Consider the following 12,785-nt stretch of genomic DNA (forward strand, 5'->3'; position numbering starts at 1 on the left):
GGCAGCGACGTGAGCACGGCGAGGGCCATCAGGCTGTTCCAGTTGGCGGCATAGGTCGTATTCTGCTGGGCCAGGAGGCCGCTGACCGGGAGGACCGTTCCCTCCGGCAGGAAGTTGATCGCGTACACGAACTCCCCCACGCCGAGATGAAGATGACGCTCATGACCGTGAAGATGCCGTTGGAGAGCATCGGCACCGTGATCGACCGGAACGCCTGCCAGGTGCTCGCTCCGTCGATCTCGGCGGCCTCGTAGAGCGCGGTCGGGATCGAGAGCACGAACGGCCGCAGCAGCATGATGGCGAACGGCAGGAACAGGGCGATGTCCGCGAGGATCAGGCCGGGCAGCGTTCCGAGGATCCCCCAGCTCGCCAGCACGCTGTAGAGCGGGATGACCGTCATGGGCTGCGGCACCATCTGCAGCACCAGGAGCGCTGCGAGCACGACTGCGATGACCCGGGCCCAGAGCGGCGTGATGCGCCGGGCCAGCGCGAACGCGGCCGGCACCGCCACGACGAGGACGGCGAGCGTGACGATCACTCCGATCTGGAGGGAGGTCACGATGGCGCCGAGGCCGGATCCGATCACCTGGGCGTAGGTCGACAGCGTGGGCGTGAAGAGAACCGCGTTGGGGTCCTGCAGCACCTGGGAGTTCGTCTTGAGCGACGTGAGGACGATCCAGATCAGCGGGAGCAGGTAAGCGAGGCCGAGCACGACCTTGAGCACCTGGAAGAGCGCGCTGGTGGGCTTGCCGATCATTCGACGTCCTCCCTGCGGATGCTTCGCACGTACGGCACGGCGAAGATCGCGACGATGAGCATCGAGATGACCGCGATCGTCGCGCCGGTGCTCATGTCGAAGTTCGAGAACGCGGTGTAGTACGACTGCACCGGCAGCGTGTTCGTCGCGGTGCCCGGGCCGCCCTGGGTGAGCACGTAGAAGAAGTCGAAGCTCTTGAACGCGTACAGCACGGTCAGGATCGCGAGGATCCACATGGTGGGCCGCAACAGTGGCAGCACGATCCGGAACCGCGTGCGCCAGTAGCCCGCGCCGTCGATCGCCGCCGCCTCGATGACGTCCTGCGGGATGGCGAGCAGGCCGCCGCGCAGGATGAGCGCGGAGAACGGCAGCGACGACCAGGCGACCACGCCGGCGACCACCCAGATCGCCAGCGACGGCGAGCTGAGCCAGTTGACGTGCGGTAGCCCGACCATCCCGAGGATGGCGTTGAGCGCCCCCGAGTCGTCCAGGAGGAACTTCCAGACACTGCCCGAGACGATCGGCGGAAGCGCCCAGACGAACACCATGATCCCCAGGACGATGTTGGTCACCCGCCCTCGGGTCGAGAGGATCGACGCGGCGAGGAACCCGAGAACCAGGTTGGAGGCCAGCAGCACGACCGCGACGATGATCGTGCGCAGGGTGGAGGCCCAGATCTCGGAGGACCCGAGCACGGTGACGAAGTTGTCGAGACCGACCCAGTGCCACACACCGACGATGTTGCTGGGCCCGACGTCGCTGAAGGCCATCCGCAGCAGCACCAGCAGCGGGTACGCGGCGAAGGCCAGCAGGACGACGACAGCCGGCAGCAGATAGACCAGCGGGACGTTGGCGAGGCGCCGGCGCCGGGAGGGGCGGCGGTCGGCGATATCCCGCCGCCCCTCCCGGGTCTGCTCGCGTTCGAGAACGGACATCAGCAGCCGCCGCCGCCCTTCTTGATGCTGGCGGCGATCGCGTCCTTCGCCGATTGAGCGCCCTGCTCGGCGGTCATCTGGCCCGAGATCACTGCGCTGGCCGCCTTGCCGAGAGCGGTCTGCATGTCGGCGGTGTTCTTGTTGTTGGGCCAGGAGGCGGTGTCGTGCGCGGCGGTCACGAACGGCTGCACGAAGGTGTCGTTCTTGATGGCCGGGATGTCCGCGACATCGGCACGCACCGGGATCGAGCCCGCCTCCTCGTAGACGCTCTGATTGCCCTGCTTCGAGAGCACCATCTGCTCGAGGAACTTCCAGGCGAGGTCGGGATTCTTCGACTTGGAGCCGATCGCGAAGCCTTCACCGCCCGGATACACCTGGCTCTTGCCCCCGGCGGGTGCGGGGAACTGCGTGGTGCCGTACTTGAAGGGCGCCTGCTTGACGTTGCCGAGCTGCCAGTTGCCGTTGAGCCCGAAGGCGTACTTGCCGGTCATGAACTGTTGCCAGGCGGCGTTCTGGTCCCAGGTCGCCGTCGCGAGCGGGAGGTAACCGTTCTTCGCCCAGCCGGCCACCCGCGAGAATGCGTCGTCGACCTTCGACCCCTCGAAGTTGCAGTAGTTCACGCCGACGCCGAGCAGTTGCGGAGCGAACAGCCATGCGCCCTCCACCGTCGGTGCGCCCGACTCGGCGAGGCCCTGGTACTTGCCTCCCGCCTTGATCGTGGCGAGGTCGGCCTGCAGCTCATCGAGCGTCGTCGGCGGCTTCGTGATGCCGGACGCGTCGAGGATGTCCTTGTTGTAGAACATGCCGAGGAGGTTCGTGTAGGACATGAGGTTGTAGACCTTGCCGTCGGTCTTCCAGACTGCGCCCGAGGGGTACTGACCCTTGTCGGCGTACTTGTTCCAGTACGGCGTGAGGTCCTTCATCACGCCGCCGGAGACCAGCGTAGGGTTGTCGACCACGATGTTGTTGATGAAGAGGTCGGGCGTCGTGCCGGTCGCGACCGAGGCGAGCAGCTTCTGATCCTGCTGGCTGCCGACGACCTGTACGAGATCGACCTTGACGTTCGGGTTGTCCTTCTCGAAGGTGGCGACCTGGTCTTTGAGCCAGGTCAGCTGGGTCCCCGAGTAGTACTCCCAGAAGGTGAGGGTGGCCGTGCCCGAGCCGGAGCCCCCGGCATTGGACGAAATGCTGCAGCCGGAGATCGCGAACAGGACGGCTGTCGCGACCGCTGCAATGCGGAGCCGGGTCTTCCTTGTGTTCATGGGGCGTCATTGCTCCTTCGAGGGGTGGGGGTGCGGGTGGGTGCGCTTGCTGGGTCGAGCGTAGGAGAGCTTTATGTTGAATGTCAACATAAATAAGAAAAGAATCTGTTTAAATTGCTGCCCATTACGACATTCGGGTACATTAAGCTCGGCTGCGCACCCACCGCGCACCGACGAAGAGGGGAGTGGGATGACCACCGACGCCACCATCGACACGCTCCCCACGCACGCCCTCGCCGACGGGTCCGGTACGCTCCTGCAGCTCGTCCGATCGGGGCGCGCCAGCACGATCTCCGAGCTCGCGGCAGCGATGGGAGTCTCCCGCTCGACCGCCATCCAGCGAATCGACTTCCTCGTCGCCCACGGACTCATCGCTTCGCAGGCCGCCGTGGCCGGCTCACGCGGACGGCCTGCCGCGCTCGCCCGCTTCAATCCGGGCGCGGGCATCGTCCTCGCGGCGCAGATCGGCATCTCGGGATGCCGGATCGCGGCGACCGACCTGGCGGGAGCTGTGCTCGCCGAGGGCTACCTGACCGTGGAACTCGCGACCGGGCCGCACGCGCTCCTGACCGACCTGGAGGACGCGTTCGACCGGATGCGTGCGGGCTTGCCCGGAACTCCCGTCGTGGGCATGGGCGTCGGCATCCCCAACGACATCGAGCTCGCGAACTACGCCAGAGGTCTCGGCCTGAGCGGAACGGGCTGGGATCGCGAGTACTTCCGCAGCAATCTGCGCGAGCACTTCGACGCGCCGGTGTTCGTCGACCTCGACGTCAACCTGATCGCCCTGGCCGAGTGGCGCAAATCGTGGCCCGATGTCGAGGTGTTCGTCTGCGTGAAACTCGGGACCCTGCTCAACGCCGCCATCATCGTCAACGGAGTGCCGGTGCGCGGCGTGAGCGGACTGGCCGGCGAGCTCGGCCACATCAAGGTCAACGGGGCGACCGAAGCCTGTTCGTGCGGCGGGGTCGGCTGTCTCGATGCGGTCGCCAGCGGCAGCGCGCTGGTGCGCCAGCTCGCCGAGGCCGGCCTCGACGTCGAACACGTGTCGGACGTCGTCCGGCTGGCGCAGCAGGCCGAGCCGCGTGCTGTGCACGCCGTGCGCGAGGCCGGACGGCGCATAGGCGAAGCCCTCGCCTCCGTCGTCAACCTGCTCAACCCCGCCGTCATCGCGACCTGGGGCTACCTCACCGAGGCGGAGACCCCGCTCTTCGCCGGCATGCGGGAGGGGGTCTATCAGATGGCCCTCCCCGGATCGAGCGAGCGCCTCACGCTCGAGCGCGCCTCCCTCGGCGACCTCGCCGGCGCGCGCGGAGCCGCGATGCGCGTCATCGACGAGGTGCTCGATCCGGCAGCCGTCGACCGGATGCTCGTGGCCGGGTCGTGGTCCGCCGCGTGGCCGGAGGCCACACAGCGCGCTGCGAGCTGACCGACGCACGATCGCGGATCGGGAATAGACGCACCGGGCACCGAACGCCCCGCTGCTGGTGGCGCGGACGCCCGGCCGCTTAGCATTGGCCCATGCGCGCGATCGTCCAGGACGAGTTCGGCGACCCGGCACGGGTCCTGAAGGTGGAGGAGCGGCCGCTCCCCGAACCGGGAGCGGGGCAGGTGCGGGTGCGCACCGTGCTCTCGCCCATCCACAACCACGACCTGTGGACCATCCGCGGCACGTACGGCTTCAAGCCGACGCTGCCGGCAGGCGCGGGGACGGAGGCCGTCGGCGTCGTGGACGCGGTCGGCGAGGGGTCACGGCGCTCGCCGCCGGGCAGCGCGTCGTCACCGGAGGCACGTTCGGCGTCTGGGCGGAGGCCTTCGTCGCACCGGCCGGGGCGCTGATCCCCGTGCCGGACGGGCTGAGCGACGAGGTGGCCTCCCAGCTCGTCGCGATGCCGTTCAGCGCGCTCAGCCTGCTCGACTACCTCGAGGTGAAGCCGGGGGAGGTCATCCTGCAGAACGCGGCGAACGGGGCGGTCGGGCGGCTGCTCGCGCAGTTCGCGGCGACGCGGCAGGAGAAGGTCATCGGGCTCGTCCGCAGGCAGCACGACGCCGACGCGCTGGCGGCGCAGGGCATCCCGAACCTGGTCGCGACAGGAGCCGACGACTGGCGGGAGCGCGTGCGCGCCCTCGCGGACGGCGCGCCCATCGCTGTGGCCGTCGACTCGATCGGCGGCGAGGCGAGCGGCGACCTGCTGGCGCTCGTCTCGGAGGGCGGCACGCTGGTGTCGTTCGGCTCCACCGGGGGCGAGCCGATGCGGTTGTCGTCCGGTGACCTCATCTTCAAGCAGGCCGTGGTCAAGGGCTTCTGGGGCAGCAAGGTGAGCTCCTCGATGGAGCCGGGCAAGCGCGCGGAGCTCTTCGGCGAGCTGATCCGCGCGGCCGTCACGGGCGCGATCACCCTGCCGGTGGAGGCCGTGTTCGGGTTCGACCAGGTGCGGGAGGCCGTGGAGGTCGCCACCCGCTCCGGCCGCGTCGGCAAGGTGCTGCTGCGCCCCTGAAGCCGGGCACGGCTTCCGCGACACGCCGTCGTCGTGTCGCCCGGATTGGGGGACGAATTCGTGTCCTCCAAATGACCCACAGAACGTTCTTTCTGGCTATGCTCGCCCTGACGCACCGAAGCGTCGAAGTTCCCAGCCTTTTGCCCCGACCCGAACCAAGCGGAAGGACGTCATTGTGAACCCCTCGAACGGCACCACCGTCGACCCCGACAAGGCCGCGGAGCGCGCGCACGTGCTCCTCGAATCCGAGATCACCGCCCGCCTCGACGCGGTGCGCGAACTCGCCAAGCGACTCAACGACCTCGACGGCGCCATCGCCGACTACGTCTCCTCCTGGCAGGCCGCGCAGCGCGCCGGCTGGACCGAAGGCACGCTCTCCGACATCGGCCTGCGCGCACCCGACTCGCTGCCCGCCCCGAGCGGACGACGCTCCGCGGACTCCACGGAGGCCGCTGCTCCCGCCGCCCCGGCGCTCCCGTCCTCTCCCGCGCTCGCCCCGGTCGTCGCGCTGACCCCGCCGCCGGCGCCCGCGCCGGCGCCCGTCGTCTCCGCCCCTGCGTTCGGCCCGGCGCCGACGCTCGGCTCGGTCTCGTCGTTCCCGGGCGGCTCCCCGGCGGTCGTCACCACGCCGTCGCACTGACCCGCGCGCGGCAGCTCGCGCCGCGCCGCAACACCTCGCACCACAGCACCACCTCACCCGAGACAGTCACGTCTACCCGAAGGACACGTCTGTGAACCACCACACCTCCTACGACCGCGCCCACGACGATGCGCAGCGGCTCGCCCGCCGCCACGAACGGGACCTGCACTGGGCCAAGGAACGGCGCCGGCAGCAGGAGCGCGAGATCGTCGCGGCCTCCGCGCTGCTCGCCTCGAGCCCGTGGGCGCTCGCCCGCCGCACCGTCCTGGTCTCGGGCTCCCTGTTGGCGGTGGTCGCCGTGGCCACGGGCTTCGCGACGGCGGCGCACCTCCCCCGGGCTGGCTGCTGATCGCGGACGCGGCGGCGGTCGCGCTCGCGGTTGCCGTGCTGATCTGCGCAGTGGTCGCGCTGGCCGGGGTCCGGTCCCGCCGCGCGGCCGCGCGCGCCCTGGTGCGCTCGCACGACGAACGACTGTCGCACACGCAGTACCACATCAGCGAGAGCGTCCACACGTTCATCGACGCTCACGTGGAGGTCGTCAACACCCGCCCCGCGAACGTCGCCCGAAACGTCGCCGCCTGAGAGACGCGCTACGTTTCTCCGCGCTCTCTTAGAGCTTGCTGAGCCGAACAGTGCTTGACTGAGACGTCCGCCCGAAAGGAGACCCGTCTCGTGAAGCCCGCCCAGCTCCGCATCCCCCGACACTGGATCGTCTGGACTGTCGTCCTGTTCGTCCTGACCTTCGCACTCGGCTTCGCCGCCAAGTGGGTCGTGGCCCTCCGCTTCGACGCGCTCGACGCGGCCGTCAACAAGGTGAACTCGCCGCTGCTCGACAAGGTCGCCCTGCTGCTCGACCAGCTCGACAGGCCGACGATCGTCGCGGTCATCCTTGTGATCACCTTCGTGATCCTGCTGTTCGTGAAGGGCTGGAGGCTCGCGCTCGGCGCGGTCATCGTCACCGGCCTCGGCTGGCTCACCACGCTGATCGTGAAGGCCGTCGTCGCCCAGCCCCGCCCGACCACCGCCGGGCTGACCCACCTGCTGCACGTGAACCCGGCGACCCTCAGCTACCCGAGCGGCCACGTCGTGTTCGCGACGGCGCTGGTGACCGCGCTGGCGATGGTGTGCCGTGGCGCGCTCGCCCGCACGATCGTCATCGTGGTCGGCGCGATCTTCGTGGCCGTCGTGATGTGGTCGCGCCTCTACGTCGGCGTCCACTACGGGACCGACGTGGTTGGCGGTGTGCTCAACGGCATCGCAGGAGTCCTGCTGTTCGCCGGGCTCTGGAACCTGGTCGCGGGGCGGGTCTTCGCCGGCAGCGGCCGCCGCGTCGCCTAGCGGCCGCCGCGTCGCGTAGCGTCCGCGCGCCTTCGTGACGAATGTCGCGAATGCGCGCGCCAAACGCGACATTCGGCACGAATCGCGGAACGCACTTTCGTGACGAATGTTGCGAATGCGCGCGCGAAACGCGACATTCGGCACGAATCGTCGCTCAGTCCTCGATGACCACCGCTCGCAGCGGCGCCCCGTCGCCTCCCGCGATCGGCAGCGGCAGCCCGACGAATCGGGGCGACGCCGCCGTGACGCGATCGAGGCCGGTCAGGTTCTCGATGATGAGCCCGCCTGCGCCGAGGAACACGTCGTGGAACGGCAGGCTCGGCTCCGGGTCGTCGGCCACGGTCTCGTCCGGGTTGAGCGCGTCGACTCCGACCACGGTCACGCCGGCGTCGAGCAGCGCGGTGGCGATCCCGACGTCCAGGTACGGGTGGTCGAGGTAGCCGGGCTCGTCGAACTGCGTCGACCATCCCGTCCGGACGAGCACGATCGTCCCCGGCTCGATCGCGCGGAGCGCGTCGCGTACGTCCTCCGGCCGGATGCGCGTCCGCGGCGGCAGGCCGCTCACGTCGATCACCCGTGCCGGCCCGACCAGCCGGCCGAGGTCGACGGCGTCGATCGTCGCGCCGCCTTCGACCGTGTGGGACGGTGCGTCCACGTGGGTGCCGGTGTGGCTGCCGAGCTCCAGGCGCAGCACGCTCACCCCGGCCTCGGCGATCGTCACCGCCGGTTCCACACGAACCGACGGGTCGCCCGGGAACACGGTCATCCCGCTGTGAATAGGGTGGCTCAGGTCGATCACCCGCATCTAGCCCTCCTCCCGCGGCGACAGGTGCTCGTGGATGCACGTCCAGGAGCCGTCGCGGCGCTGCATGACGATGGTCTCGCGCTCCCGCACGGTCGTGCGGCTGTCGCCGTCGGCGAGTTCGGTCTCCACGTCGTGCGTGAAGATCGCGACGTCGTCGCCGGCGAACTGCACGCGGCGGCCGGTCGAGCGGCAGCCGAGCACCTGGAAGCCGTCGCGCTCCCAGGTGCCCCAGGCCGCCTCGTACTCGGCGCGCGACTCCAGCCGGACGGGGTGCGTGTGCATCACGAAGGTGGCGTCGTCGGCGAAGCCCGAGAAGTAGGCGTCGCGGCGGTGGTTGCCGAAGTCGTCCACGATCCGGTCGACCGCGGCGAGGACCTCCCGCTCCCGCTCGCTCACGCTCCGGCCTCCGGCGCTTCGACTGTGCGCGCTTCGACCGTGCGCGCTTCGACCGTGCGCGCGTCGACCCCGCGGGGCTCCAGGCGCTGGGCCTTCGCCCGGCGCGCGTGCGCGCGGGCCGCCGCCGACCGCTCGTCCAGGTGGATGGGCGGCACGACTCCGTCCGCCGAGCGCACGCCGCGGGGGCCGTCCGGACCGAACACGTAGCGCGGCTCCGGGAAGATCGCGAGCAGCGCCCCGTAGAGGACACCGGCGACGACCACACTCGACAGCAGGCTCAGGTCGATGCCCCCGGCGAGGCCGCTGAACGGCCCGACGATGATCGGCGGGTAGTCGGCGAACAGCAAGCCGACGACGGCTGCCACGATCCAGGCGGTCATCCCCCGCCAGTTCACGCCCGCCGCGAACCAGTAGCGGCCTCCCGTCTCGCCGCGGTTGAACACCTGGAGGTCGGACGGGTCGTAGAACCCGCGCCGCACGACGTAGCCGATGGTCATGATGACCATCCACGGGGTGGTCGTGACGACGATCGCGCCGACGAAGGCGTTCACGGTCCCGAGCAGGTCGAACACCAGCCGGCCGACCAGGATGAAGAGGAACGCGATGGTCCCGATGAAGATCGTGGCCTGCACCCGGCTGAACCGCGGGACGACCGACGAGAAGTCCAGGCCGGTGCCGTAGAGGGAGGTCGTGCCGGTCGACAGGCCGCCGATGAACGCCACCACGAGCAGCAGCAGCGCGTACCAGAGCGGCGAGACGTGGATGAGCGAGACGACGTAGTCCGACTTGCCGAACACGAGCGTGGCGGTGGCGACACCGAACAGCAGCGGGATGAGCCCCAGACCCTGGCCCAGGACGGTCGCGCCGATCAGTTTGCGCGGCGCGGTCGCCCGCGGGATGTAGCGCGACCAGTCGCCGAGGAACGCGCCGAACGAGATCGGGTTGGCCATGACGATGAGCGCGGCGGCGATGAAGGTCGGCCAGAACGCGCCGCCGATGGCCAGCGCCTTGGGTCCGGGGTCGTAGCCGGCATCGAACACCCCGGAGTACGCCACGATCGCCAGCAGGATCAGCGCCGTGTTCGCGAAGACCGCGACCTTGTTGACCAGCAGCATGAACTGGTAGCCGTAGATCACCACCACGATCACGATCAGGCCGATGATCGCGTAGATCCCGAGCCGCAGGCCGACCGAGTCGGGCACGCCCGCGAGCCGGGTCAGTGCGCCGACGATCGCGTCGCCGGACACCCATACCGAGATCGAGTAGAACGCGATCGCGGTCAGGAGCGACAGGAACGAGCCGACGATCCGGCCGCGCACGCCGAACAGGGCGCCGGACGACACCGCGTTGTTCGTCCCGGTCTTCGGCCCGAACAGCGCCATCGGCGCGAGGAACGCGATGCCGACGGCGACACCGAGCACCGTCGCGGCCACGGCCTGCCAGAACGACAGCCCGAGCGCGATGGGGAACGTGCCCAGCAGGATGGTGGCGAACGTGTTCACGCCGCCGAACTGGATGCGGGCCAGGTCGAGCCAGTTGGAGGTGCGGTCGGCGTCCGGGATGGTGTCGATCCCGTGGGCCTCCACTTCCGTGATCTTCGGGCGGGGGTTGAGTGCAGCGGTGACGACGTCGTCGGACATGCGGGTTCCCTTCGTGGCGCGTTGTTTTGGGTGGGGTGCTGTCAGCGGGAGAGGGTGGAGGCGTCGGCCGGCCGTTCGGCGGAGTCCGCCTGCTGCAGATCCTGGTGCCGCAGCGCGAGCAGCGACACGAGATCGTAGGCGAGGTGGGAGGCTGCGACGCCGGTGAGCTCGGCGTGGTCGTAGGCGGGGGCGACTTCCACGACGTCCGCGCCGATGAGGTTCAGGCCCACGAAGCCGCGGATGATTTCCAGCAGCTCGCGGCTGGTGACGCCGCCGGCCTCCGGGGTGCCGGTGCCCGGCGCGTGCGCGGGGTCCAGGACGTCCACGTCGATGGAGATGTAGAGCGGGCGGTCGCCGATCCGGTCGCGGAGCTTCGCGACGACCTCGTCCACACCCTGCCGGTAGACGTCGGCGCTCGTGACGATGCCGAAGCCGAAGCGGTGGTCGTCGTCCAGGTCCTTCTTGCCGTAGAGCGGGCCGCGCGTGCCGACGTGGCTGAGCGCCTCGGTGTCCAGGATGCCTTCCTCGAACGCGCGGCGGAACGGGGTGCCGTGGGTGAACTCGGCGCCGAAGTAGGTGTCCCAGGTGTCGAGGTGCGCGTCGAAGTGCAGGAGGGCGACCGGTCCGTGGCGCTCGGCCGCGGCGCGCAGCAGCGGGAGCGAGATGGTGTGGTCGCCGCCGAGGGTGACCAGGCGTGTCCCGTCGGCGGTGAGGTCGTAGGCCGCGGACTGGACGGTCTCGATCGCCTCCGCGATGTCGAACGGGTTGACCGCGATGTCGCCCGCGTCGGCCACCTGGGTCAGCTCGAACGGCGACACGTCGAGCGCCGGGTTGTAGGGGCGCAGCAGGCGGGAGGCCTCCCGGATGTGGTTCGGCCCGAAGCGGGCGCCGGGCCGGTAGGAGACGCCGCTGTCGAACGGGACGCCCGCGACGACGATGTCGGCGCGGCTCACCTGGTCGAGCCGCGGCAGCCGGGCGAAGCCGTCGCGGCCGGCGTAGCGGGGTGTGCGCGACGAGTCGATGGGGCCGACGTTCTGCGGCAAAGCAACCTCCTTGGTGCGATGTGGTGCGGTGGCGCGGGTTTTCCGTTACGGAACCTTTGTTGCATGAGAGGCTACAACGAGAGGCCCCCGCCGTCAACGCGCTCGTGCGACTCTGCGGGTCCGGCCTGCCGACCGGTTACCGTTGTCCCATGCGCACGATGCCCCTCGAACCCGCCGACCGCCGCGTGGCCATCGGGCCCCGGTTGCGGGCGGCACGCCGGGCGCAGCAGCTCACGATCGACGAGGTCGCCCAGATCACCGGCCTGACCAAGGGGTTCCTCTCCCGGGTGGAGCGCGACATGACCTCCCCGAGCGTCTCGTCGCTGATCAGCCTGTGCGACGTCCTCTCCATCCCGGTCGGCTCGCTGTTCGAGGAGCCCGACGTGCAGCTCGTCCCCGCGGGCACCGGCGCCAAGGTCAACCTCGGCGGCGTGGACACGGAGGAGCGGCTGCTCTCGCCGCGCTCGGAGTCGCGCGTCCAGGTCATCCGCTCCGTCATCCAGTCCGGCGGCCACGGTGGCGACGAGCTCTACGCAGTGGCCGCAGACGTCGACGTGCTGCACGTCCTCCGCGGCGAGATCGAGGTCCGCTTCTCCGACCGGGAGTGGCGGCTCGGCCCCGGCGACAGCCTGACCTTCAGCGGTCACGAGCCGCACAGCTGGCGCGTGCTCACCGACGACGGCGCCGAGGTGATCTGGGTGCTGGTGCCGGCATTGTGGAGCGCTTGACGGCAGGCCTCAGGCCTCCGCCGCCCCGGTCTGGTTGAACAGGTAGTAGACGCTCAGCGCGGTGAAGCCGAGCAGCATCGCCGGGGCGTAGACGACGCCGATGACGGTCAGCAGTGGGTAGAACACCGTGCCTGCACCGAAGCGGCGAAGGTCGACCCTGCGTTCCCGAGGATCGAGCCTCCCCTGGCGCACCTCGAGCAGGGTGACCCTCCCGAAGAGGAGCGTGAACGCGACCGCGAACCCGGTCGACGCTCCCCCGTACAGGACCGCCGCCACACGCACGTCCGCAGCGCTGCCGTCCGCGAGCGCCGCTGACAGCGTGGCGGTGGTGAAGGGGATGGCGGTGACGAACATCAGCAGGATGAGATTCCAGAACAGCAGCAGCCGGTCGACGGTGACCACGAGCCGCAGGACGGAGTGGTGATTGACCCAGAGCACCCCGATGACGAGGAAGCTGACGACGTACGCGGCGAACGACGGCCACGCCGCCGCCAGCTGGGCCAGGAGGCCGGTGCCGTTACCCGGCGCGAGGTGGAGGTCGAGGACGAGGAGGGTGATGGCGACGGCGAGCACCCCGTCGCTGAACGCCTCGAGTCTCGCCTTCGACACGGTTCCTCCTCGGTGCGGCGACGCGCTCACGAAAACGTCCGGTGACTCTTCGTGCGGCTCATCTAAGTTCGGCGCCCTGTCGCCTGTCAACCGTCCCTGGCGTGACCGGCTCGCCGAGCCGGCCGCCCCCGCTT

General features: G+C 69.8%; 16 protein-coding genes. 8 read left to right on the plus strand and 8 right to left on the minus strand.

Annotated elements, in window-relative coordinates; all coding sequences use genetic code 11:
- Window positions 1-28: 28 nt before the first annotated feature.
- Genes ACRAWC_RS14695 through ACRAWC_RS14705 form a run of 3 tightly spaced genes read right to left on the minus strand, consistent with a single transcriptional unit; the run spans window position 29 to window position 2,954 of the window.
- The gene (locus ACRAWC_RS14695; protein ID WP_431348390.1) at window positions 29-757 is read right to left on the minus strand and encodes an ABC transporter permease subunit; all 729 of its coding nucleotides are present in this window, start codon (window positions 755-757) and stop codon (window positions 29-31) included.
- The gene (locus ACRAWC_RS14700) at window positions 754-1,692 is read right to left on the minus strand and encodes a carbohydrate ABC transporter permease (RefSeq protein ID WP_431348391.1); all 939 of its coding nucleotides are present in this window, start codon (window positions 1,690-1,692) and stop codon (window positions 754-756) included. The genes ACRAWC_RS14695 and ACRAWC_RS14700 overlap by 4 nt, the downstream gene beginning before the upstream one ends.
- Window positions 1,692-2,954, minus strand: coding sequence for a sugar ABC transporter substrate-binding protein (locus ACRAWC_RS14705; RefSeq protein WP_431348392.1), 1,263 nt, complete (start codon window positions 2,952-2,954; stop codon window positions 1,692-1,694). The genes ACRAWC_RS14700 and ACRAWC_RS14705 overlap by 1 nt, the downstream gene beginning before the upstream one ends.
- 190 nt (window positions 2,955-3,144) lie before the next feature.
- On the opposite strand from ACRAWC_RS14705, the gene ACRAWC_RS14710 reads away from it, so the two are divergent.
- From ACRAWC_RS14710 to ACRAWC_RS14740, 7 genes are all read left to right on the plus strand, one after another.
- On the plus strand, window positions 3,145-4,383 hold the full coding sequence (locus ACRAWC_RS14710) for an ROK family protein (protein ID WP_431348393.1): 1,239 nt from the start codon (window positions 3,145-3,147) through the stop codon (window positions 4,381-4,383).
- A 92-nt stretch (window positions 4,384-4,475) separates the two neighbouring features.
- On the plus strand, window positions 4,476-4,793 hold the full coding sequence (locus ACRAWC_RS14715; RefSeq protein WP_431348394.1) for an alcohol dehydrogenase catalytic domain-containing protein: 318 nt from the start codon (window positions 4,476-4,478) through the stop codon (window positions 4,791-4,793).
- A 5-nt stretch (window positions 4,794-4,798) separates the two neighbouring features.
- The gene (locus tag ACRAWC_RS14720) at window positions 4,799-5,452 is read left to right on the plus strand and encodes a zinc-binding dehydrogenase (protein ID WP_431348395.1); all 654 of its coding nucleotides are present in this window, start codon (window positions 4,799-4,801) and stop codon (window positions 5,450-5,452) included.
- A 175-nt stretch (window positions 5,453-5,627) separates the two neighbouring features.
- Window positions 5,628-6,092 carry a hypothetical protein gene (locus ACRAWC_RS14725; RefSeq protein WP_431348396.1) on the plus strand — a complete coding sequence of 155 codons (465 nt, stop codon included), beginning with the start codon at window positions 5,628-5,630 and terminating at the stop codon, window positions 6,090-6,092.
- A gap of 91 nt (window positions 6,093-6,183) precedes the next feature.
- The gene (locus ACRAWC_RS14730; protein ID WP_431348397.1) at window positions 6,184-6,441 is read left to right on the plus strand and encodes a hypothetical protein; all 258 of its coding nucleotides are present in this window, start codon (window positions 6,184-6,186) and stop codon (window positions 6,439-6,441) included.
- Window positions 6,442-6,476: 35 nt separating this feature from the next.
- The gene (locus ACRAWC_RS14735; RefSeq protein ID WP_431348398.1) at window positions 6,477-6,674 is read left to right on the plus strand and encodes a hypothetical protein; all 198 of its coding nucleotides are present in this window, start codon (window positions 6,477-6,479) and stop codon (window positions 6,672-6,674) included.
- Window positions 6,675-6,764: 90 nt separating this feature from the next.
- Window positions 6,765-7,430, plus strand: coding sequence for a phosphatase PAP2 family protein (locus tag ACRAWC_RS14740; RefSeq protein WP_431348399.1), 666 nt, complete (start codon window positions 6,765-6,767; stop codon window positions 7,428-7,430).
- A gap of 154 nt (window positions 7,431-7,584) precedes the next feature.
- On the opposite strand, the gene ACRAWC_RS14745 is transcribed toward ACRAWC_RS14740, so the two are convergent.
- Genes ACRAWC_RS14745 through speB form a run of 4 tightly spaced genes read right to left on the minus strand, consistent with a single transcriptional unit; the run spans window position 7,585 to window position 11,314 of the window.
- On the minus strand, window positions 7,585-8,235 hold the full coding sequence (locus ACRAWC_RS14745) for a cyclase family protein (protein WP_431348400.1): 651 nt from the start codon (window positions 8,233-8,235) through the stop codon (window positions 7,585-7,587).
- On the minus strand, window positions 8,236-8,631 hold the full coding sequence (locus ACRAWC_RS14750; protein WP_431348401.1) for a nuclear transport factor 2 family protein: 396 nt from the start codon (window positions 8,629-8,631) through the stop codon (window positions 8,236-8,238).
- The gene (locus ACRAWC_RS14755) at window positions 8,628-10,271 is read right to left on the minus strand and encodes a purine-cytosine permease family protein (protein WP_431348402.1); all 1,644 of its coding nucleotides are present in this window, start codon (window positions 10,269-10,271) and stop codon (window positions 8,628-8,630) included. The genes ACRAWC_RS14750 and ACRAWC_RS14755 overlap by 4 nt, the downstream gene beginning before the upstream one ends.
- Before the next feature lie 41 nt (window positions 10,272-10,312).
- On the minus strand, window positions 10,313-11,314 hold the full coding sequence (gene speB / locus ACRAWC_RS14760) for an agmatinase (protein WP_431348403.1): 1,002 nt from the start codon (window positions 11,312-11,314) through the stop codon (window positions 10,313-10,315).
- Window positions 11,315-11,463: 149 nt separating this feature from the next.
- Between speB and ACRAWC_RS14765 the strand changes: the two genes are divergently transcribed.
- Window positions 11,464-12,042 (plus strand): helix-turn-helix domain-containing protein, encoded by a 579-nt coding sequence (locus ACRAWC_RS14765; RefSeq protein ID WP_431348404.1) that lies wholly within the window; start codon window positions 11,464-11,466, stop codon window positions 12,040-12,042.
- 9 nt (window positions 12,043-12,051) lie between these two features.
- Here ACRAWC_RS14765 and ACRAWC_RS14770 read toward each other — a convergent pair whose 3' ends face one another.
- Entirely contained in the window at window positions 12,052-12,651 is a 600-nt protein-coding gene (locus ACRAWC_RS14770; RefSeq protein ID WP_431348405.1) for a TMEM175 family protein, read from the minus strand.
- Between the last annotated feature and the right edge of the window lie 134 nt (window positions 12,652-12,785).

This window comes from Leifsonia sp. L25 (assembly GCF_050632895.1).